This window comes from Formosa sediminum (assembly GCF_007197735.1).
In the GTDB taxonomy this organism is placed as follows: domain Bacteria; phylum Bacteroidota; class Bacteroidia; order Flavobacteriales; family Flavobacteriaceae; genus Formosa; species Formosa sediminum.
Genome location: NZ_CP041637.1, coordinates 3,802,253 through 3,823,874, shown reverse-complemented (window position 1 = coordinate 3,823,874; position 21,622 = coordinate 3,802,253). Strand labels below are relative to the sequence as shown.

The following is a 21,622-nucleotide window of genomic DNA, read 5'->3' as shown; positions in this document are numbered from 1 at the left end:
ATGAAAATGTCAAATATAATATCAAAAACAACTCTTATTTTTTTTCTAAGTGCATTCGTCTTTAGTTGTACGGATTTGGAAGAAGATGTGATAGATGAAGTTATTGGAGGGGAAACCTCTAATCCAGAAAGTGCAATGGCTGCTGCCTATGGGCAGCTAGCAGAAGGAACATTTACAGATCATGGTAGTGTATTTGGGTTGCAAGAGTACCCTACAGATGAGTGTATGTTGCCTACACGTGGTAGCGACTGGGGAGATGGAGGTAAGTGGAGAGCCTTGACGGAATTTACTTGGGGTACTAATAATGCAGCAGTTTCTACAGCTTGGGATAATCTTACAAGTGGTATAACCAAAACGTTAACAGCTATTGAATCTCTACAGGAAAATCCTGATTACGAAAATTACGATTTATTTATGGCTGAAGCTAGAGGCTTATTAGTATTATATGTGTATACTACTTTAGATTTGTTTAATCAAGCCCCTTATAGAGATGTGTTCTCAGAAGAAAAATCTTTAGTTTTTCTTCAAGCTGAATCTGCTATAGATGATTTAATTATAGAAGTTGAAACTATTATTCCTGATCTCGTAAATTTAGGTGAACAACAAACCAATAATGGACGCTTTACCAAGCAGGCTGCATATGCATTACTTGCAGATATGTATTTAAATAGAGCCGTTTTTAAAGACCGTTATAATGAGTCCTCTAATTTTGACTTTATAGAAACTGCTGTAGATAATGATGGCTCTGATATGGATAAAGTGATTTATTATACGTCTTTATTAATTAATGGAAACTTTAGTTTAGAAAGTAACTATTTTGATAATTTCGCGATTAATAATACACACGGATCTGAAATAATTTTTGCAGTTATACAAGAAAACGATAATATTAGACGTAGCGATAATGATTTTGCTTACATGTCTACTGCTAGAGCTCAAAAACAAACTCCAGACAACAGAGGGACAAATGGCTCTTGTGTAGAACCCGAATTTTATTATACATGGGAAGGGAATCATGACGATCCTAGATTTCACAGATACTATCAGTATTCTGATGGGACATGGTTTATGAATGATGGTACTACAGTAAGTTTGCCAGCAGAAGACACAAGACCCGATACCGGTAAATATTTAGTTCATTTTAATAGAGGACTTCAAGTAGGTCAACAATATGGACCAACACTTAGTGGTGATGGTGGGTTTGACATGACAGCTGATGGGAGAATAGCAATTAGTAAACTTTATATGGAAAAGAATACGACTATACCTATGGATTTTACACCTGAAATGGATTTTAATAATCCTTTAGAAGCAGTGCTATCTCAAGATCAAATTAATCGAGGTGTGCGTAATTTTAAATGGGAATTTGATCCAGAAAATGGAAATGGTAATAGCGCCGTTGATGTTCCGTTATTTCGTTTAGGAGGAATGTATGCAATGCGAGCAGAAGCTTACTATCGCAAAGGATCAACTGCTCTTGCTTTAGCAGATATTAACACGCTTAGAACAAGCAGAACTCGAGAGGCTTTATTTGACAATGCTCCAGGAACAGCAATAGCTTCTATAGACGAAGAAATTTTATATAATGAAATTGGTTTTGAAATGTATTGGGAAATGTATCGTAGAAAACAAATGATTCGTTTTAATACTTACGATAGAGCTTATACAGCCAAAGCTATAACAGAGCCGTATTTAAGAGTATTTGCTATTCCGCAATCAACCATAGATGTTACGGAGGGTATTACACAAAATTTCGGATATTAATAAAACTGTTATTTTTTAGTCCTAAATAAACGTTACCTTATTAAAGGATTATAAAAATAAATTAAACCTGAACAATATGTTTATTGTTCAGGTTTTTTGTGTTTTACAAAGTAGGTGATTTGTAAGTTTTGCCTATGATTTTATAAAAGCGAGTGCTAATAATCAGTAGAATTTTATCGCTGTTTAAGTGAATGTATGACAATTAAAATTTTAATATAGGTCTGTTTACTCTTTGTAATTATTTTGTAAACACTATAAAAGAAATATTTTAAGTTCGATATTAAATCAACCTATGTGCTCCAAAAAAATAAATGAAGATTTTTACATGTAAACTTAATTGTAAATTGTTTTTGCTCTATTTGGTGAAAATTTCGAAGACACTATCAATTTAAGAAAGGCCTTATTACTTTAAGGTGTTTTCAATAAATATTAGTTGAGCCAACAATAAAATTTAATTAGTTAAATCTTTTATGTTAAAAAAATACACTTTGATTAAAAAAAGTTAACTTTTTTTTAACCCTATTATAGTGTTATATCGTCTTAGATTAAAATAGTGGTCAAATTTTATTAAGAATTCGAATTAATTATATTGTATACCATGTAGGTTAATAGTGTATAGGCATTACAAACCTAAACAACATTACTTACTGTTCAAATAACATAGCGTGTATATTATTGTATAATTAGCAAACATTTAAAAAAAAGACTTTTAACAATTAAATTATTTAAAATGGAAAAAAACTACAAAAACCTATTATTAGTAATTATTGCTTTGGTAACATCTGGATTATCGTATGCACAGACTTTCGCAACGTTTACTTCTGCTAATTCAGGTGTGCTAGGAACTGTACCTTTTACTATTTCAATGGATGCGGTTCATTCTCCTGAAATAGCAACAACTAACTTGCAAGGAGATTCTTATTCTTCTTATGAAGGTAGTTGGGGGCAACCAGTTATAAAAATTAAGCCTGGAGCAGATTTTGAATGTACAATTACATTTAATGAAGCGATTCCTAATTTGAAGTTTTACATAGCAGATTGGCTATTTGCAACTTTCGAGTTTAATGAGAATTTTACTATTTTATCAAATTATGACTTGACAGCAACAGACTCGAAGACCTTAACTGTAGGTGTAGCTGATGGAATTATTCAGTTTGATAACCCAGTTACTACCTTAACTTTTAAAAGAACTAGTGGATCTAGTTCTAGAAGTCATTATTTTACTTTTGCTGGTGGATCTACATTAGGTATTAATGATGTATATGCAGAAAATGTTAGCCTTAAACTATTCCCAAATCCATCTTCAGATTTTATTCAAATTTCAGGATTAAAAGCTACAGAAAAGTATGAAATATTCAATGTTTTAGGATCTGTTGTTAAATCTGGAGTTATCTCTGATAATCAAAAAATTCGAATAAGTAATTTAATGAAAGGTATTTACATTCTAAAACTTGAAAAAGGAAACACAATTAAATTCGTAAAAAAATAAACGATAATATCGTTTCATAATCTTGTAATAAAAAAAGCATAGAATAAACTAAAATTAGTTTTAGTTCTTGTAATTACATCTCTTTTTATTTAGATCAGTAAAAGCGTAATAGACATATTAAACTTTTCTATTAGAATGAAATATTAGAATCTCAAGAGGTATATTGAATTTATAGCCATTATTTCAAGCAGCAATAATATTAGGTCTCTAATGATTAATTATCATATATAGATCATAAAATTATATCGCTATTAAGCAAGCCAAAAATTACAATGAAGTACATTCAATATTTATTCGTTAAAAAATTATTTATCTAAAATAAAATTAACTTTTTTTTAACCCTTCTAAAGAGTTTTGTCGTCTTAGAGTAAATAATAGTTAAGATTTTAGTTAAATAAATAAAGTACTATAAAAAATAACTGTTTGGTTACTTGTAATATTACAATCAGACTAAACTCTATTTTATCAAATATTAATATTAAATCTTTTAATTAATCAAATCATTACACACATGAAAAAAAATTACAAAAACATTTTAATGGCTATTGTTGGATTAGCTACAACAGGTTTGTCTTATGCGCAAAGTTTCGCAACATATACTTCTGCTACTGAAGGTGTTTTAGGAGATGTAAATTTCACTATTGCTTTTTCTGAAGGAGATCATGATGTAGAATCTTATAATTACGGAGGTTTTACAGGAGACTCTTATGAATCGTATCCAGGAGCGTGGAATACACCAGCAATAAGATATAACCCTGTTGGAAATTATTCTTGTACTATTACTTTTGAACAAGCTATACCAAATTTAAAATTTTACGTAAAAGATTGGGTGAGTTCAACAACAGAATTTAATCACGATTTTACACTTTTATCTAATTATGGCTTAGCAGCAGCAAATTCCAAAACATTAGTGGCTAGTGTAGCTAAAGGAATTATAGAATTTACTACCCCTGTTACCACACTAACTTTTACAAGAACTAACGGTGATAATAGCGGTCATTTTTTATTTACACTTGTTGACGGACCTACACTAGGAATAAATGATGAGGTATATGCAAACAATACTCTTAAATTATTCCCTAGTCCATCATCAGATTTTGTTCAAATTTCAGGTTTAAAAACAACAGAAAATTATAATATTTTTAATGTTTTAGGAGCTGTTGTTAAGTCTGGAACTATTTCTGATAATCAAAAAATTGGAGTAAGTAATTTATTAAGTGGATTATACTTTTTGAAACTTGAAAGTGGTAATACTATTAAATTTATAAAAAAATAAACACCTATTCGCGTTTGCTAATTTTATAATAAAAAAGCAGTTAAGATTAAGCTATAGATGCCTAATTAACTGCTTTTTTTGCGTTTATATTTGTTTTATAAGATATCTTAATCCTAAAATAGTAAATCAAAAAATTACATAAATAATTAAGAATACTTTCAATAATAGAGTTACTTTTATTTAATCTTTTTAAATATTAAGAAGTTGTTTTTTATTTGATCTTTCAATACCTAATACATACTATAAATTTCTATGATTTTATTAATTGCAAAAAAGGAAGTAAAAGAACTTTTACGAAATAATAGATTTCGATTAACAGGTATCTTACTTTTAATATTACTTGTGCTCTCAATGTGTATTAGTTGGAATACCAATATAAAAATTCAACAAGAGCATAGAGCCGCTGAAGAATTGGCCAGACAACAATGGGAAAATCAAGGTGAAAAAAGTGCTCATTCGGCAGGCCATTACGGTACATTTGCTTTTAAACCTATGCCAGTACTATCCTTAATAGATAATGGATTAAATAAATATCTTGGAGTTTCTGTTTTTTTAGAAGCACATCGACAAAATTCAGCTTCCTATAAACAAATAACAGATCAAAATGATTTGGCCAGATTTGCTGATTTAAGTCCAGCATATGTTTTTATATATTTAATGCCTTTGCTTATAATTTTATTAGGTTTTAACAGTTTTACTATCGAAAAAGAAAGCGGAACTTTACAACTTATAATTAGTCAAGGTGCATCTAAGAAAAAACTAGTATTGGGGAAAGTAATAGGAATATGGCTGGCACTACTTTTATTATTAATACCCATTTTTATACTTGGATTTTGTTTTGTTCTATTTTCAAATTACGAAAATGGAGACCTATTACGATACATACTTATTGTAATTAGTTTGTTTGTATATTATGGTGTTTTTATTCATCTGTCTATAGCGATATCCGTATGGGCAAAAAGCAGCAATTTATCTTTAATTATTTTACTAAGTTTTTGGATGATTTCAGCATTGTTAATGCCAAAATTAACTGCAGATATTTCTAAAAAAACACATAAAACACCTTCAGCAATTACCTATCAAGAAAATATAAAAACAGCATTGGATAACGGTATTAATGGTCACGACCCTACATCAGAAAAAGCCATTGCCTTTAAGGATAGTCTTTTAAAAACGTATCAAGTTAAAAGTATAGAAGAACTTCCTGTAAGTTATAGTCAATTACTTATGCAAGAAGGAGAGAGATATGAGACTTCTGTATATAAAAATGCTATGACACAATTAAATAATGTATATCTAGATCAACTTAAAGTACATCAATTTAATGCGTTTATATCTCCAACAATTTTAATGCGCATGTTATCTATGCAGTTTGCAAAAAGTGATTTGCAATCTCATTATAATTTTACATACCAGGCAGAAGAATATAGAAATGCATTAATTAGTAGTTTAAATAGTGGCCCAAGAGGTGCTGTAGATTCTGATTTTTTTAAGAAAAACGTAAAGTTTGAGTATCAACCTGTTACATTAGCACAAACCATGGAAAAAAGTACTAGTAATTTATTGCTTTTAGTAGTATGGTGGTTATTTAGTGGTCTTTTGGTAATTCTCTCTGTTCAAAAAAATAAATTGAAATGATTAAACTGGAACTAAAAAATATAGTTAGAAACCCTTTAGTATTAATTTTAGTATTTTTTCTTTTTGTATTTATTTTATTTGCCTCTTATAACGGTGAAAATAGAGTTAATAAACAATTAGAAGGTATTGCGTTAGTAAAAGAAAAAGAACAAACATTTTATACTAATCATAAAAACACCTTAAAATCTATAGAAAATGGAGCACAAAAAGCCCCTGCTAGATTTTTTGAAGACCCATCTAATCCTGTTGGTATGGGCAATTATTATGGCGGCGTTTATTTAACTTCAGAGCCAGCAGCACTGGCGGCAATTAGTAATGGGCAAAGCGATATTTTTCCATACTATACTAAAATTAATATTTCGTCTACTAATGCCGGGAAGGATAATGATAATTTTGAAAATCCGATGAATATAGCTACAGGCGGATTTGATTTAGCCTTTGTATTTGTGTTTATTTTACCATTACTAATTATTGCATTTAGCTATAACATTCTGTCTTCAGAAAAAGAACAAGGTACATTAAGATTGTTATTATCTATGCCTATTAACATTAAGTTATGGTTGTTAAAAAAAATAGTATTTCGTTATGTATTTATCGTGTTAATAATAAGTGTACTACTCTCGTTATCGTTAAGTGTTGTAAGTGTTAATATTTTTAATGCAACGTACTTTACTTTATTATTTAGTATAGCTTTATATACACTGTTCTGGTTTGCTTTGGCATTTGTAATAAATTTACTTAACAAATCGTCTTCTCAAAACATTATTTTACTATTAGGTACATGGCTACTTTTTGTTTTAATTATACCAAGCTTTGTAAATATTATGGCAAGTAGTATACATCCTGCGCCTTCTAGAGTAGAATTTGTAACTGCCAAACGGGATATTGAAAAAAACTTTGAAAAGAAAGAAGAGGTTATTTTACAAAAGTATTATGAAGAAAATCCTTCAGAACTAGAAAAAAACAACAAAACAAACGACAGATTTAGAGCGTATTGGAATAAAAATTTTATTCTTTTAGATGAAAAAAGAAAATTTATGGATGCATTTGAAAGTAAGTATGAAAATCAATCTACTAAACAACGTGCGTTAGCCAAAAATTTAAGTTGGTTTTCTCCTGCTATTTTATTGCAGAATACCATGAATAAAATAGCTAAAACAGATACGCAACACTATTTAAATTTTCAATATGAGGCCAAAATTTTTCAGAAAGAATGGACCAATTATTTTTATAATAAGTACAAAAATCATCAAAAATTAACCGTAGAAGATTTTAATAATTTCCCAAAACCAAAACGTAATTAAGATATGTTAGAAGCAATTAACTTAAGAAAAGAATATAATAATTTTTGTGCTCTTAATAGTTTAAATATTAAAGTAGAAGCAGGTGATATTTATTGTTTGTTAGGAGCTAATGGTGCAGGAAAATCTACTACTATTAATTTGTTTTTAGGTTTTATAGAACCCACATCGGGTAGCGTTAGTATTAATGGTTTGGATGTAAGTAAAAAGAATATGGAAACTAAAATGTATCTGTCTTACATTCCAGAAAACTTAATGCTTTATCCTACATTAACAGGATTAGAAAATTTAGAATATTTTGTGGGTTTAGCAAACAAAAAATATACTAAGGCAGAGTTTATCAATTTTCTAACGGAAGCAGGACTCCAATCTAATGCACATTTAAAACGGGTCTCTGCATACTCTAAAGGGATGCGCCAAAAAGTAGGTATAGCTATAGCATTGGCAAAGCATGCAAAAGTATTACTTTTAGATGAGCCTACATCTGGATTAGATCCTAGAGCGAGTAATGAGTTTTCAAATTTACTATTAAAGCTTAAAGAACAAGGTGTAGCAACGCTAATGGCAACACATGATATTTTTCGTGCAAAACAGATTGGTACTCATATTGGAATCATGAAAGAAGGTCAGTTAGTAGAATCTTTTGGAAGTGATGAAATTACTTTAAAAGAACTAGAAGACTTGTATTTAGCAACTATAGATTCTTAAAAGACCTAAGCTTAATATAACGTTGTCTGTAAAAGGAAAATTTGTAAAGAAATTTAAATTATATAAGCGTATTAATTTTTATGCATAAAGCTTACAATTGTTGTGAGCTTTTTTGTTGTCACTTTAAAATTGATATTAAACTTTTTAGAAAGTTTAGAAGGGCATATAAAAGAGTAAAGGCACATATATGTTGTGTTCTTCTTGGTATCTTTATAAGATTAGTAAAAAGTAACTGTTTAAAATAAATTAATAATTTTTTGATATTACAAATTTGATTAAATCATAAAAAAATCTAGAGTAACTTAAACTCGATTAATTTTAATTAGATTTGGACACCAAATTAATTCAATAGATAATTGTCGTACGCCAAAGAAATACATACATTATCTTTAGCAGAATATAAGAAAATCTTCGATTCTTTATATGCTTCGTTATGTGTTTTTTCACAGAGTTATGTTAATAACCTCGACGTCGCTAAGGATTTGGTTCAAGATGTATTTATTAAGATTTGGGAAGATAAAATCGAATTTAATAATGAGGTTGCTATAAAATCATATTTATACACTTCTGTAAAAAATAAGTCCTTAGATTTTTTAAAAAGCAGTCGCTTTAAATCTACAGAACATATGTCGGTTATAGAAATAGATAGTCTAAATAAAGAATCTTTTTATTTAAAAGAAGTTGTTATAGAAGAAGCCTCAAGCCGTATTGAAGAAGCGATAAATACTCTTCCAAATAAATGTGCTCAAATTATGAGGTTAAGTATAAAAGAATTGACCAATGTTGAAATTGCAAAGCAATTAGACATTTCTGTAAATACAGTTAAAGCTCAAAAAAAAATAGCATATAAACGTCTAAGACCATTACTTAAAGATTATTTTGTTTTTATAGCCTTTGTTTTTTATTCTTTCGATTAAAAATATTTCTTCTATGTCCTAATTATTAATCGAATAGTGTTAAAAAATTAAATTTAGATTAAAAAAATTAACTTTTTTTTAACCCTGTAAAAGAGTTTTGTCGTCTTAGTTTAAAATAGTAGTCAAAACTAATGATTAAATTTAGTGAATTCTTAAAATTATCTAAGCAAATAGCTGCTTCACTTTTAAAAGATGAAAAGGCTAAAGCATTCGAATCTTCAAATTTGTTTTCTTCAAAAGATAAAGAAGATATTTTAAATAGATTAACAGATAAAACGAAAATAGAATCTCGGTTACAATTAAAAAGTAAAATAGATAGAAAAGCAGATTGGCAAACTTTAAAAGAGAAGTTAAACGTGCCAAAGAAAACCTATTATTGGCAGTATGCAGCTGCGGCATCTATAGTTTTAATTCTAGGTCTTACTTTTGTTTTTGGTACAAAAGAGACGAAAAGCACTACCATAGAGATAGCAAATACTCCTATTAAAGTAGGTACAGATAAAGCTGTATTAACACTTTCAGATGGATCTACAGTAATGTTAGATAGTACTAATCTTTATCAAAAACAAGGAATAAAAGGTACAGGAAAAGAAATAATATATAATGTTGTTGGAAATAAAAATGTAACATTAGAATATAATATTTTAACTATCCCTCGCGGAGGACAGTTTAAAATTAAATTGTCAGACAATACAGAAGTCTGGTTAAATTCAGAATCGCAACTAAAATACCCTGTTAATTTTATAAAAGGACAACCAAGAGAGGTGGAATTAATTTATGGAGAAGCTTATTTTGAGGTTTCAAAAAGCACAATGCATAATGGAGATGCTTTTACATTAAAAACAAGCGAACAAAGTTTAACTGTTTTAGGTACAAGTTTTAATGTTAAAGCCTATAAAGACGAAACAGAAATACTCACAACTCTAATTGAAGGAAGTATAGCTGTTACTAATAATATTAATCAAAATATTTTACAGCCTGGAGAGCAATCAAGACTCTCTCAAGTAAAACATGATTTTGAAATATCTACAGTAGATGTATTTGATGTAATTTCTTGGCGTAATGGTGCTTTTAGTTTCACCAATAAACCTTTAAAAGATATAATGAAGGTTTTGTCTAGGTGGTATGATATTGATGTTCTCTTTGTTAATCAAGATATGGAAAATGTTGCTTTCACAGGGGTCTTAAATAAAAAACAGTCTATAGACTATATTCTAGAAATTATAAAAAACACGAATAATATGAATTATAGAATTGAAGATAATAAAATAATTATAGAATAAAAAAAAGGGATAAAACTAAACCTCTGACCGCTTGTTATATCCCTGGCATTGATTATTAAACCAACATGTAAATTTATGAAAAAAAAAATTATTAATTCACTTCTCTTGTCCAAGAGACAGTTTTTAACGCTCGTCATGAAAATATTTATTTTTCTTTTCTCGATTTCTGTTTTTAGTTTAAGCCCTAAAAACGGATTCTCACAAAACAAAAAAATTGAAATTAAAAATAATCAGGTTGTTTCTGTCGATGAAGTATTCAAACTTATTAAGGAGCAGACAGAGTTTACTTTTGTTTATCGAGCAGATTTATTCGAGAATTATCCGAAAATAAAATTAACAAAAGGAATATTTCCTGCATATCAACTTTTAAATATGAGCTTGTCTAATGGAGATTTTATTTATGAATTTTCAGAACAAAATTGCATAGTTATAAAAAAAAGTAAAGGGAATAATGTAAATGCAAACGTAAATTCTGTCAATAATTTACAACAAGTAATAACAGGTCACGTAACAGACGATTCAGGAATACCGTTGCCAGGAGTAGGTGTATTAATAAAAGGTACTAGAAATGGTGTAGTTACAGATTTTGATGGTAATTTTTCAATAAAGATAAGTGATTTTAGTAAACCAACTATATTAGTTTTTAGTTATATGGGGTTTAAAAGCATAGAGGAGTCTATTGAAGGTAAAACTCATATTCAGGTGAAAATGATTCCAAATCTTGATAATTTAGAAGAGGTGGTTGTGATTGGATATGGTACTTCTAAAGTAAAAGATGCTACTGGGGCAATCTCTAGAATAACAACAGCAGATATTGATAATGCACCCATGGAAGCTACAGTAGAAAGTTTACTTCAAGGTAAAGCTGCAGGTGTTAGTGTTCAGGTCCAATCTGCATCACCAACATCCCCAATAAGTGTAATTATTAGAGGGCAATCTTCACTTTCTGGAGATAACCAACCTTTATGGGTTATTGATGGAGTACCTCAATACACCTCCACAACTTCAGGAGATGTTTCTAATGCATTAAATAATCTAAATTTAGATGATATTAAAAGCATCGATATACTAAAAGATGCATCGGCAACGGCGGTATATGGTTCTAGAGCAGCCAATGGAGTTATAATAGTAACAACAAAAAGAGGTAAACATGGTACTAAACCCGTACTTGAAATATCCTCTCGTGTAGGACTTACAATGATGGATTTTAATGATTACGAGTTGTTTAATTCTGAAGAGTATAAAGCATTTATTATAGCTGCAAGTAAAGAATCTGTAATTACTACTGGAGATTTTAATAGTTATACAGAAACATTTTTAGATGAAAATGCATTTTTAAGTTTAAATACAAGCGAGTATGATGCTTCAGATTTACAAGTATTACCCGATGCCTTTTATGATTCGAACATAAATTGGCAGGATGAAATGACACAAAACCCTCTAGCAATACAACATAATATTTCTCTCCGAGGAGGTTCAGAAGAAAGTACCTATTTTATATCTTTTAATTATAGTGATAGAGATGGAATCGTGAAATCTGGAAAAAGTGAAATTTATGGAGGTAGACTTAATTTCGATACAAAGCTTAGTGATAAAATTACATTTGGGTTAAATTTAAATGCAAGTGTACGTGAGGCAGATGATAAAGATGGATTGTTAAGCAGTTTAAAATCTACACGTCCAGATCTTCCTGCATTTAATGAAGATGGAAGTATCTATACCGAAGATATCTATACCGAAAATCCATATACCACACTCTTAAATACAAATACATCTATAGGAAGATTATTTAGTGGAACAGCATCTTTAAGTTATGAAATAATAAAAGATTTAACTTTAAGAGGGGCTTACACAAATAACTATTCAGATTCTGAATATCTAAGTTATAACCGCTTAGGAACAAGTGATAATAATGCTCTTGCAAACAGAACTTGGTCTGATACTAAAAGTACTTTTCATGTGGCAGATGTTACGTTATCATATTCTAAATTAATAAATGATAAACATGATATAACGCTTTTAGCAGGGTATTCTAGTGAAGGCAGTAATAGTGATTATTATTATATAAAAGGAGAAGGTTTTCCAGATGATGACGTTCTTAATAATTTTGGTTCTGCAACAGATATTACAGATGTAGATGAAACTAGTACCCAGAATGCCTTAATTTCTCAGTTTGCTCGTGTTCATTATAAATATAATGATCGTTATATTATTTCAGGTACAGTCCGTCGCGATGGCTCTTCTCGTTTTGGTAAAGACAATCGTTTTGGAATATTTCCTTCTGGCGCTTTAGCTTGGTTGGTGTCAGAGGAGAATTTTATTAAATCTACAGCAGCAAAAAAATATATATCTTATTTAAAACTACGTGCATCTTTAGGAATAACAGGATCTCAAAATTTAGGTAATTTTGACTGGATTACTATTGTAGATTCTGGAATATATGATGATAGTGCTGCTTTATCTCCATCAACAATTGGAAACCCAGACTTAGGATGGGAGCAAACTCGAATGCTTGATTTAGGATTAGATTTTGGTTTTTTCGATCACCGTCTTTCAGGGACTATCGGAGTTTATGAAAAAGCAAGTAAAGATTTAATTTACGACAAACCTATTGCTTGGAGTTCTTCTTTTAAAGATGTGACATCTAACGTAGCGTCTACAAGTAACAGAGGTTTTGAATTTGATATAAAATATAATATTATTCAATCTAAGGATCACCGATTAACTTTTGATTTTAATTTCTCAAAAAACGTAACTAAAGTAACAAAAATTAATGGTTCTCTTGAAGAATTATTTTTTCCAGGAACATATTCTCCATATATAAGATTAGTTGAAGGAGGGGAAATTGGTCAATGGTACGGATTAGAAACAGCTGGTCGATTTTATGTTAATGCAGAAGATACATACGGTATTTCAGACAATGTAGATTCTAATGGACAAGTAACATATTTAAACAGTTCTACAGAAACCGCTGGGGATCTTATTTTTATAGATCAAAATGATGATGGATTAATAACTGACGATGACCGTGTAAATATAGGAAGTTCTACACCTTTAGGTTCTGGAGGGTTTGGTTTAACTTATCAATATAAAAGCTTTAGTATTAACACAACATTTTCTTATGCTTACGGGCACAAGAGATTTTGGAACTTAGCATATACCGATGTTGTAAATACAGGAAACAATAATCAAAGTAATTTAATTGCAGGACAGAGTACTATATTAAATAGTCCGTATGATGCTTCATACCCAAGAATGGTACCTGGAGGTGGACTTGGTAATAATAAATTTTCCGATTTTTATTTACACGATGCTTCTTATGTCCGTTTAAATGCATTAAACGTTAGCTACAGTTTACCTAATTATATTTTTACTAAATCAACAATTAAGAGTATAGATATAACTCTTCAAGCAACGAACTTATTTACAATAACTAAATATCCAGGGTTTGATCCTCAAGGGAACTGGTCTAGTACATCAATTGGTTCGGGACTAGCGATAGATTCTAGTAAATATCCTTCTGCTCAAGTTTATAGTCTTGGAGTCAAATTTAGTTTACAATAAAAAACATAACACATGAAAAAAATATTTTATTTAGCATTAATTGTTTTATGTATTGGAACAAGTTCCTGTGAAGACAATTTAGATTTATCGCCTAGTTATTCTTTAAATGAAGAAAGCGCCATAACCAATGCCGAAGAAGCTCGTGCTGCTATTAATGGAATTTATGAAACTATAGTTAATACAGATAATTTTTCAGGTAAAGTTTTTGTTTCTTTTGCATCTAAAGCTGGATTTGTAAAATGGTCTAGTGGCGATTACTTTATGGAATATTCTGCATCTAACGAGACAACTACTAATATTCCAAACCGATGGTTAGATTATTTTACAACTCTAAATGCTGCAAATTTTGCAATAAGTAATATTACAGATTTAACAGAAAGCCAAATTGATATTGATGACAAAAATGCGCTTTTAGCCGAAGCTAAATGTTTAAGAGCATTTGCAAATATTTTCTTGTTTTGGAACTATGGACACTGGTGGTCTAGCGACGATTCGAACCCTAATGGAATAATATTTAGAGAGGAATCTATAGTTTTAGATGATATTGAAATAGAGCGTTTAAATGTAGGAGATAGTTATGATAAAATATTTGAAGATCTTGATTTTGCTATTGAAAATTTAGGAAGTTTTACAAGTAATAGATATGTATCTAAGGAATTTGCAAAAGTCTTAAAAGCTAAAATTATTCTTTACAGAAATGGATATAATGACGGAATCACTGATTTGACTGATGCCCTTACTTTAATTGATGAAGTATTAAATGCAAGTATTTCTGGTTTTTCAATGCAAGAAGATTTAGCTCAAGTTTATCAAGATTCTTGGGATTCTGAAGAAAATTTATTTTCTAGTTATGTGTCTGAAAATGATAGGTATGATAATATTAGTTATACGTATTCATTTAGTATGATTATGAGTTTTGCAAATCGTTTACCAGTGACTGGTAATTTAGATGCTGGCTTAGAATATGGTTTTAATTGGTTTTTACCAGATCCTCGTTGGAATATTATTACAGGAGAAGCAAGAGCTCCAATCGAATGGGATACACAAGAAAGATTTGCATTTACTAAAGTAGCAAGAACAGGTAGGTATGTAGGTCAGTTGTCTAGTCCTCAGGATCTTAAGTATAATACTTATTTTTTTAGATATCCAGAATTGTATATTTTAAAGGCAGAGTTGTTGGCAAGAACAGGTGCTTCTGTGGCAGACGCCATAGCTCCAATTAATGAGATGCGTTCTAAAAGAACAAATCCAATTTTAAATAGCTTAAACCCTGTATCACAACAAGAACTTATGGATGCTATTTTTAAAGAATACTTTTTAGAAACTTTTGTTGAAAACGGAAGTGAGTATTTTGCCTCTTTAAGATTTAAAGATAGTTCTGGGAAATTATGGATTGAATCTATTAGAGGGGAACCTATAGATGAAAATCATTTATGTTATCCTATTCCTTCTGTTGAAACACAATATAATAAACTAATAACACAAAATACTGGTTTAGAATAATTTAAATTATAATCTATGAAATTTATCCCAAAATATATAGTTGCACTAGCATGTTTAGCGTTATTTAATTCCTGTGATGACGAATTAGAGCTTAAAATAGCATACCCAAATGACATAACGTTTAACGAAATGACTTTAGATCGATTTACGTTTGAAATTTACGATACTCCATTCACAGTAGGAGATGATGATTCTGGTGTAGTTACAATTAATGTATCAAAAACATCAGAAAGTGAGTTTAGTGGTTTCGCATTATCTAATAAAAATTTTCGTTCATATCCTTGGAGTTTAAGCCGAGACTTTGCTCCTGCAGGAGGCCTTACTGAAGCAGAAACTCAGGCTGCTATAGACTCAACAGCCTTTAGCGTATTTACCAATGATGTAAATAGAACCGAAAATTATCTTGTAGGGAATACAACAGGAGATAATGCTTATTTTACATTAGAACAATCTGGTATTGTAGAACATGTTTTAGTAGCAAACACATCATATAATTATCTTTTATCTAGTTATGGATCCATCTATTCTGGTACATTAGACGATGATACTCGAGCATATTTATTTAATGGTTCTGCTATTCAAAACCCGAAAATAGTAAACACTGATATTAATATGTATAGTGCTTTTAGTTTACCTGCACCTAATAATGTAGAGGCTATATCATTAAGAAATCATAATATTTTGGCTAAGCGTAGTGTTGGTGAAGAAGCTGGTAACCTTGCAAAACAAGACGTTTTAGATGCAGGAGGAACAGAAGATGAGTCCGAATCAGCATATAATACAGCTTACAATGAAGCTTATGCAGCTTACAATACTGGTTATGTAAAATTAATAGCAGAAGGTTTTTTAAACGGAAATTCTACTGGAAATGTAGAAATGTATTTAGGACTTATGCCTGATGTAGATCCTGAATATCCTGATTATAATTTTGTCTTAAACGATTGGAAAAAATTTGACTTAACCTCTTTGGGTGTGGTTGATAAAGTATTATTTAAAATGGCATCGTCTTACGTTGACAATCAAGGTCAAATGATTTACCCTACTACCTTCTGTTTAGATGGTATACGACTTCAATAAAATATTAATGATTATATAAAATATATAAAATGAAAATTAAGATTGCTCTATTACTTTTAACATTACCCTTAATGTCTTGTGCAGAAAGTAAACAAAAAAAAGATTACATTATATTTTCTGGAAAAATTGAAAATGTTCCTTCTAACAAACTAATGTTAGGAGGGGAAAAAGGAAATATTACGCTAGAGTTAAACGATGATGGGTCTTTTTTGGATACCTTGAACTTAGGAGAAGGACGATACGTTTTATTTGATTCTAGAAATAGATTAGATTTTTATTTTACTAATGGATCAGAATATAACCTTACTGCAGATTTAAAAAATTTTAAAAAATCAGCAAAGTTAACAGGGACGAATACTGATGGATCCCACTATTTAATGACTAAGTTCGAACGTATTAAAAATTTACGAGGAAATAATACAGAATTTTATTCTTTAAATGAAAACGATTTTATAGCTAAAGAAAAAGAGTTAGCACAAAGTTATATTAGCTATTTAGACAGTTTTCCAAATTTGCCTAAAGCTCTTAAAAAAACTGAGCGAGAAGAATTGAACTATTATCACCTATTAGCTTTGGCCAAGTACCCGACATTACACCGAATGTTTACCAAACAACCTGAATTTAAAGTTTCAAAAGATTTTTTCAAGGAATTAGATACTGTAAATTACTTAAATGAGTCAGCTTACAATAGAGGAGGGTCTTACCGTAATTTAGTTTCTGCTCACTTTAATCGTAAAGCTGAAGAATTAGCCATGCAAGAAGGAACAGATAAATACTTTGCTAAATTAAAAGTGTTTGGAGAAATTCCTGTTGATAAAATAAAGAATAATTTATTAATATCAGCAGCTACAAGTGATATTAGTCATACAGATAAATTGGATGAATATTATCAAACATTCCTTACGGTATCTACAGAATCAAAACATAAACAAACCATACAAGAAAAGTATGAAAAATTAAAACTTTTAACTAAAGATCAGGTTTCTCCAATATTTACAGATTATGAGAATCATGCAGGAGGAACCACCTCTTTAAGTGATTTTAAAGGTAAGTATGTCTATATTGATGTTTGGGCAACATGGTGTGCACCTTGTATAGCTGAAATTCCATCTCTAAAAAAAATCGAAAAACAATACCATAATAAAAACATAGAATTTGTTAGTATTTCTATTGATGCAGAAAAAGCTCGTGAATCTTGGAGAAAAATGGTAGAACGTAAAGAACTTGGTGGTGTTCAATTAATAGCAGATAATGATTGGAAGAGTGAGTTTATTAAATCTTACCAAATAAAGGGAATACCACGATTTATCTTAATAGATCCAAAAGGTAATATTGTAGATGCTAATGCGCCTAGACCATCAGATCCAAAATTAATTGAAGTCTTTAATACTCTTAATATATAAATAAAGAAAAGCATAAGGAAATGAGTTTAGCTTATGTTTAAAAACAAATATTAATATTATTACACTATTCTTTCTTTACATTAATGTTAGCATAACATTTTGAATTAGTCTTTATCAAAGTTTAGAAAGCTTTAAAGGGTTATTTGAAAAAGTAGCCCTTTTAAATTTACTTATAGATGTGTCTTCTAATAAATAGTAAATATAATTGTAATAAAGGTTTTTAAATATTGTAAAAGTGTATCTAGTTGTATTTAAACTAAAGCAATAATTATAACATCTATTTAATGAAAAATATATTAATAGTATTAGCTTTTTTAACTTTTGGATTTGTAAATAGCCAAGTATTAGATCCGGTAAAGTGGAGTACTTCTGTAGAGAAACTATCCGATACAGAATACAATTTAATCACAACCGCAAAGATAGATTCTGGCTGGCATTTATATTCGCAAACAGTACCAGAAGGTGGCCCAATCGCGACCACGTTTATCTACGATAATTCTGAAGAGACTTTTACTTTAAAAGGGAATACAATAGAAGAAGCAGGACATACCATTGAAGATCCTGTGTTTGAGATGGAGATTAAGTTTTTTGAAGGCGAAGCTAAATTTATTCAAAAAATAAACGTTAGCAAACCTACACCAACCCTTTTAGGTTTTGTAGAATTTATGGTTTGCGACGATACGCGTTGTTTACCACCAACCGAAATTGAATTAGAATTTCATTTGGAAGAAAACACAGCTTCAGCAGCCTCAGCAAGTAAAGCATCAGACGCATCAACAGGAGTAGAAAAGGCCGTGAAAAACACCTCAGATTCGGCAAGTAATACAGGCCTTTTGTCTATCTTTTTTATAGCCTTTTTATCAGGTTTTGCGGCTTTATTAACGCCATGTGTATTCCCGATGATTCCTATGACGGTAAGCTTCTTTACCAAACAAAGTAAAAACAAAGCAGCTGGAATTAAAAATGCAATTATCTACGGTGTTAGTATCATTGTTATTTATGTTTTATTAGGAAGTGCCGTAACCGGAATTTTTGGGGCAAGTGCATTAAATGCATTGTCAACTAATGTTTGGTTTAACGTAATTTTCTTTGTGTTGTTAGTCGTTTTTGCAGTATCCTTTTTAGGCGCATTCGAAATAGTATTACCAAACTCGTGGGCCAATAAAGTAGATTCTCAAGCCGATCGCGGAGGATTAGTAGGTATTTTCTTTATGGCCTTAGCCTTAGCCATAGTATCTTTTTCATGTACAGGTCCAATTGTGGGAACGCTTTTGGTAGAATCAGCCTCTAAAGGCGGAATAGCACCCATTATTGGGATGTTTGGATTTTCGTTAGCCATAGCATTACCATTTGCATTATTTGCAGCCTTTCCAGGCTGGTTAAATTCGTTACCAAAATCGGGAGGGTGGTTAAATACCGTAAAAGTAGTATTAGGCTTTTTAGAATTAGCTTTAGCATTTAAATTTTTATCGAATGCAGATTTAGTGCTTCAACTTCACATTTTAGAGCGCGAAGTGTTTGTAGCAATTTGGATAGCAGTTTTTGGTACTTTAGCCTTTTATTTATTCGGAAAGATCCAATTACCACACGATTCCCCCTTACCATATATATCTGTAGGACGCTTAAGTTTAGGTCTTATAGTGTTGTCATTTACCATTTACATGATTCCCGGACTTTGGGGCGCACCATTAAATATAATTAGCGCATTTCCACCGCCCCAAGAATATAGCGAATCGCCTTATGGAGTAGGCTTCTCAAAATTAGGTTCAGGAGGTAGTGCATCTACACACGGAGATTTACCAGGCGGGGCCCATTTATTAGCGCCTCACGATATCATTGCATTTGATGATTACGATACCGGATTAGCGTATGCAAAGAAAGTAGGAAAGCCAGTACTGTTAGATTTTACAGGTTGGGCATGTGTAAACTGTAGAAAGATGGAACAAAATGTTTGGCCAGAACCAGCTGTTTTAAATATTTTAAAAAACGATGTGGTTTTAATATCGTTGTATGTAGATGATAAACGGGAACTAGAATCAGACGAGATTGTAGCATCACAATTAAAACCTGGGAAAAAGTTAAAATACATAGGTCAAAAGTGGAGTGAGATGCAAACCATAAAGTACAAATCAAATTCACAACCATTTTACGTAATTATCGACCATAACGAAGAGAAATTAGTCGATCCAGTAGGGTATACACCAGATGTAGACACATATCATGCTTGGTTAGAAGAAGGGGTTAATAAATTTTAAAAAATAACTTAAATAAATAAAAAATGAAATTTAATTATATCATATATCTCACATTAGTAGTAATATTCAATAGTTGTAATTCTACTAAGAATATTAGTGAAGCTAACGAAAGTGTTGTTTTTGAAACACAAGAGGATGAGGCAGAAAATAGTTCAGAATTTGTAAAGGCAGCGAGTTTAAAAATTGATGAAATTGTAGCTTCAAATAAACATATACCTTTTAAAAAACTTAAGGAAGATAGAGTTAAAAATTATGAGGCAAATTCAGGTGTTGAGATAGTCCATACGATGTCAGAGAAAAAGACAGGTCATGAAATGTATTACCACTTACAAAAAAGTACGTTATACATTGGCTCTTCTTATTTATGCGATCAATGTCCGAATGTGCATTTAAGTGCTGCATCAGGTTTTGTAATTCATGAAGATGGTGTAGTTGTAACTAATTATCATGTTATTTCACCTAAAGATACCATTGAATATGATGGGTTATTCGCAGTAGATTATGATGGAAATGTTTATGTAGTAACCGAAATTCTATCGGCAAGTAAGGCTAACGATTTAGCTATTCTTAAAGTAGAAACTAACGGTAAAAAATTAACAGCTTTACCTTTAGCAGATCAAGAACTTGTGGGTGAAGATGTGTATATGATGGGACACCCCTTTAAGAATACGTTTTTTATGACCAAAGGGATTATATCTAGAAAATTTGTGAATTCTAAATCTAGTAAACCTAGAATTTCAATTACAGCAGATTTCGGTATTGGGGCAAGTGGCGGACCCGTTGTTAATGATTCTGGACAAGTCGTTGGTGTAGTTAGTGCTACACGTTCTTATTATACAGAAGGGGCAAATCGAAAAGGTGATTTACAACTGCTTTTAAAAATTGTTATACCAGTAAGTGAACTTAATAAATATGTTAAGGAGGAGGTGCTAAAATAACATTTGTAAAAAGTGATTTTTAACTTCATGCATAGGACAAATATATTAAATAATATGAGCTTCATTTTTTATATAACTACCATTTGTATCAAGGGTTGTAATTACATATGGTTATATAGAGGAAAGATCTATTATTAAAATTATGTAAATGCATTGATAGATAATGTTTTATTACACGAATAGATGGCTAGAGCCTCTGGATGTTTTTTAATTGAATGTCAATGAGTTCAAATCTAAATCTACAGAGGTAAATTAGGAAGGTGTTTAATTGCTCGCCTATGAAGGATACGCATATTTGTTCATCCAATTATGACCAATTCTGAATCAGAATTTATTTGTAATGCTATAAAAGAAGTCGCAGATTACATTTCTATTTGGGGATTGGATTATGTATTGTTAAAAATGAATTTATTTATATAGAAAATTTTAACGTAGAGAAAGAGATTATTGAATCTTGGTTTTAAAATAAAAAGTTTTGCCTATTAGTAAAATAAGTTTTTAGTTAA

The 21,622-nt window shown here is 30.4% G+C and carries 14 protein-coding genes; all 14 read left to right on the top strand.

What is annotated here, in order from left to right; all coding sequences use genetic code 11:
* The 14 genes from FNB79_RS16620 to FNB79_RS16555 all read left to right on the top strand — a co-directional run bounded on the left by FNB79_RS16620 (window position 1) and on the right by FNB79_RS16555 (window position 21,116).
* Window positions 1–1,764 carry a RagB/SusD family nutrient uptake outer membrane protein gene (locus FNB79_RS16620; protein WP_143382432.1) on the top strand — a complete coding sequence of 588 codons (1,764 nt, stop codon included), beginning with the start codon at window positions 1–3 and terminating at the stop codon, window positions 1,762–1,764.
* Between the two features lie 730 nt (window positions 1,765–2,494).
* On the top strand, window positions 2,495–3,253 hold the full coding sequence (locus tag FNB79_RS16615; RefSeq protein ID WP_143382431.1) for a T9SS type A sorting domain-containing protein: 759 nt from the start codon (window positions 2,495–2,497) through the stop codon (window positions 3,251–3,253).
* 511 nt (window positions 3,254–3,764) lie between these two features.
* Window positions 3,765–4,529 (top strand): T9SS type A sorting domain-containing protein, encoded by a 765-nt coding sequence (locus FNB79_RS16610; protein WP_143382430.1) that lies wholly within the window; start codon window positions 3,765–3,767, stop codon window positions 4,527–4,529.
* A 252-nt stretch (window positions 4,530–4,781) separates the two neighbouring features.
* Entirely contained in the window at window positions 4,782–6,167 is a 1,386-nt protein-coding gene (locus FNB79_RS16605) for an ABC transporter permease subunit (RefSeq protein ID WP_143382429.1), read from the top strand.
* The gene (locus FNB79_RS16600) at window positions 6,164–7,471 is read left to right on the top strand and encodes an ABC transporter permease subunit (RefSeq protein WP_143382428.1); all 1,308 of its coding nucleotides are present in this window, start codon (window positions 6,164–6,166) and stop codon (window positions 7,469–7,471) included. The genes FNB79_RS16605 and FNB79_RS16600 overlap by 4 nt, the downstream gene beginning before the upstream one ends.
* 3 nt (window positions 7,472–7,474) lie before the next feature.
* Window positions 7,475–8,176, top strand: a complete 702-nt coding sequence (locus tag FNB79_RS16595) for an ABC transporter ATP-binding protein (protein ID WP_143382427.1) — start codon at window positions 7,475–7,477, stop codon at window positions 8,174–8,176.
* Between the two features lie 356 nt (window positions 8,177–8,532).
* Window positions 8,533–9,093, top strand: a complete 561-nt coding sequence (locus FNB79_RS16590) for an RNA polymerase sigma-70 factor (protein WP_246073298.1) — start codon at window positions 8,533–8,535, stop codon at window positions 9,091–9,093.
* A gap of 131 nt (window positions 9,094–9,224) precedes the next feature.
* A complete protein-coding gene (locus FNB79_RS16585) occupies window positions 9,225–10,376 on the top strand; it encodes a FecR family protein (RefSeq protein WP_143382426.1) in 1,152 nt (383 codons plus the stop codon).
* Between the two features lie 135 nt (window positions 10,377–10,511).
* Window positions 10,512–13,940 carry a SusC/RagA family TonB-linked outer membrane protein gene (locus FNB79_RS16580; protein ID WP_185967804.1) on the top strand — a complete coding sequence of 1,143 codons (3,429 nt, stop codon included), beginning with the start codon at window positions 10,512–10,514 and terminating at the stop codon, window positions 13,938–13,940.
* Window positions 13,941–13,952: 12 nt separating this feature from the next.
* On the top strand, window positions 13,953–15,443 hold the full coding sequence (locus tag FNB79_RS16575) for a RagB/SusD family nutrient uptake outer membrane protein (protein ID WP_143382424.1): 1,491 nt from the start codon (window positions 13,953–13,955) through the stop codon (window positions 15,441–15,443).
* 15 nt (window positions 15,444–15,458) lie between these two features.
* Complete coding sequence (locus FNB79_RS16570) at window positions 15,459–16,520, top strand: DUF4465 domain-containing protein (protein WP_143382423.1); 1,062 nt, start codon at window positions 15,459–15,461, stop codon at window positions 16,518–16,520.
* Between the two features lie 29 nt (window positions 16,521–16,549).
* Window positions 16,550–17,923, top strand: coding sequence for a TlpA family protein disulfide reductase (locus FNB79_RS16565; protein ID WP_143382422.1), 1,374 nt, complete (start codon window positions 16,550–16,552; stop codon window positions 17,921–17,923).
* 284 nt (window positions 17,924–18,207) lie between these two features.
* On the top strand, window positions 18,208–20,178 hold the full coding sequence (locus tag FNB79_RS16560; RefSeq protein ID WP_143382421.1) for a protein-disulfide reductase DsbD family protein: 1,971 nt from the start codon (window positions 18,208–18,210) through the stop codon (window positions 20,176–20,178).
* A 23-nt stretch (window positions 20,179–20,201) separates the two neighbouring features.
* Window positions 20,202–21,116, top strand: a complete 915-nt coding sequence (locus FNB79_RS16555) for a S1 family peptidase (RefSeq protein ID WP_143382420.1) — start codon at window positions 20,202–20,204, stop codon at window positions 21,114–21,116.
* Window positions 21,117–21,622 lie beyond the last annotated feature (506 nt).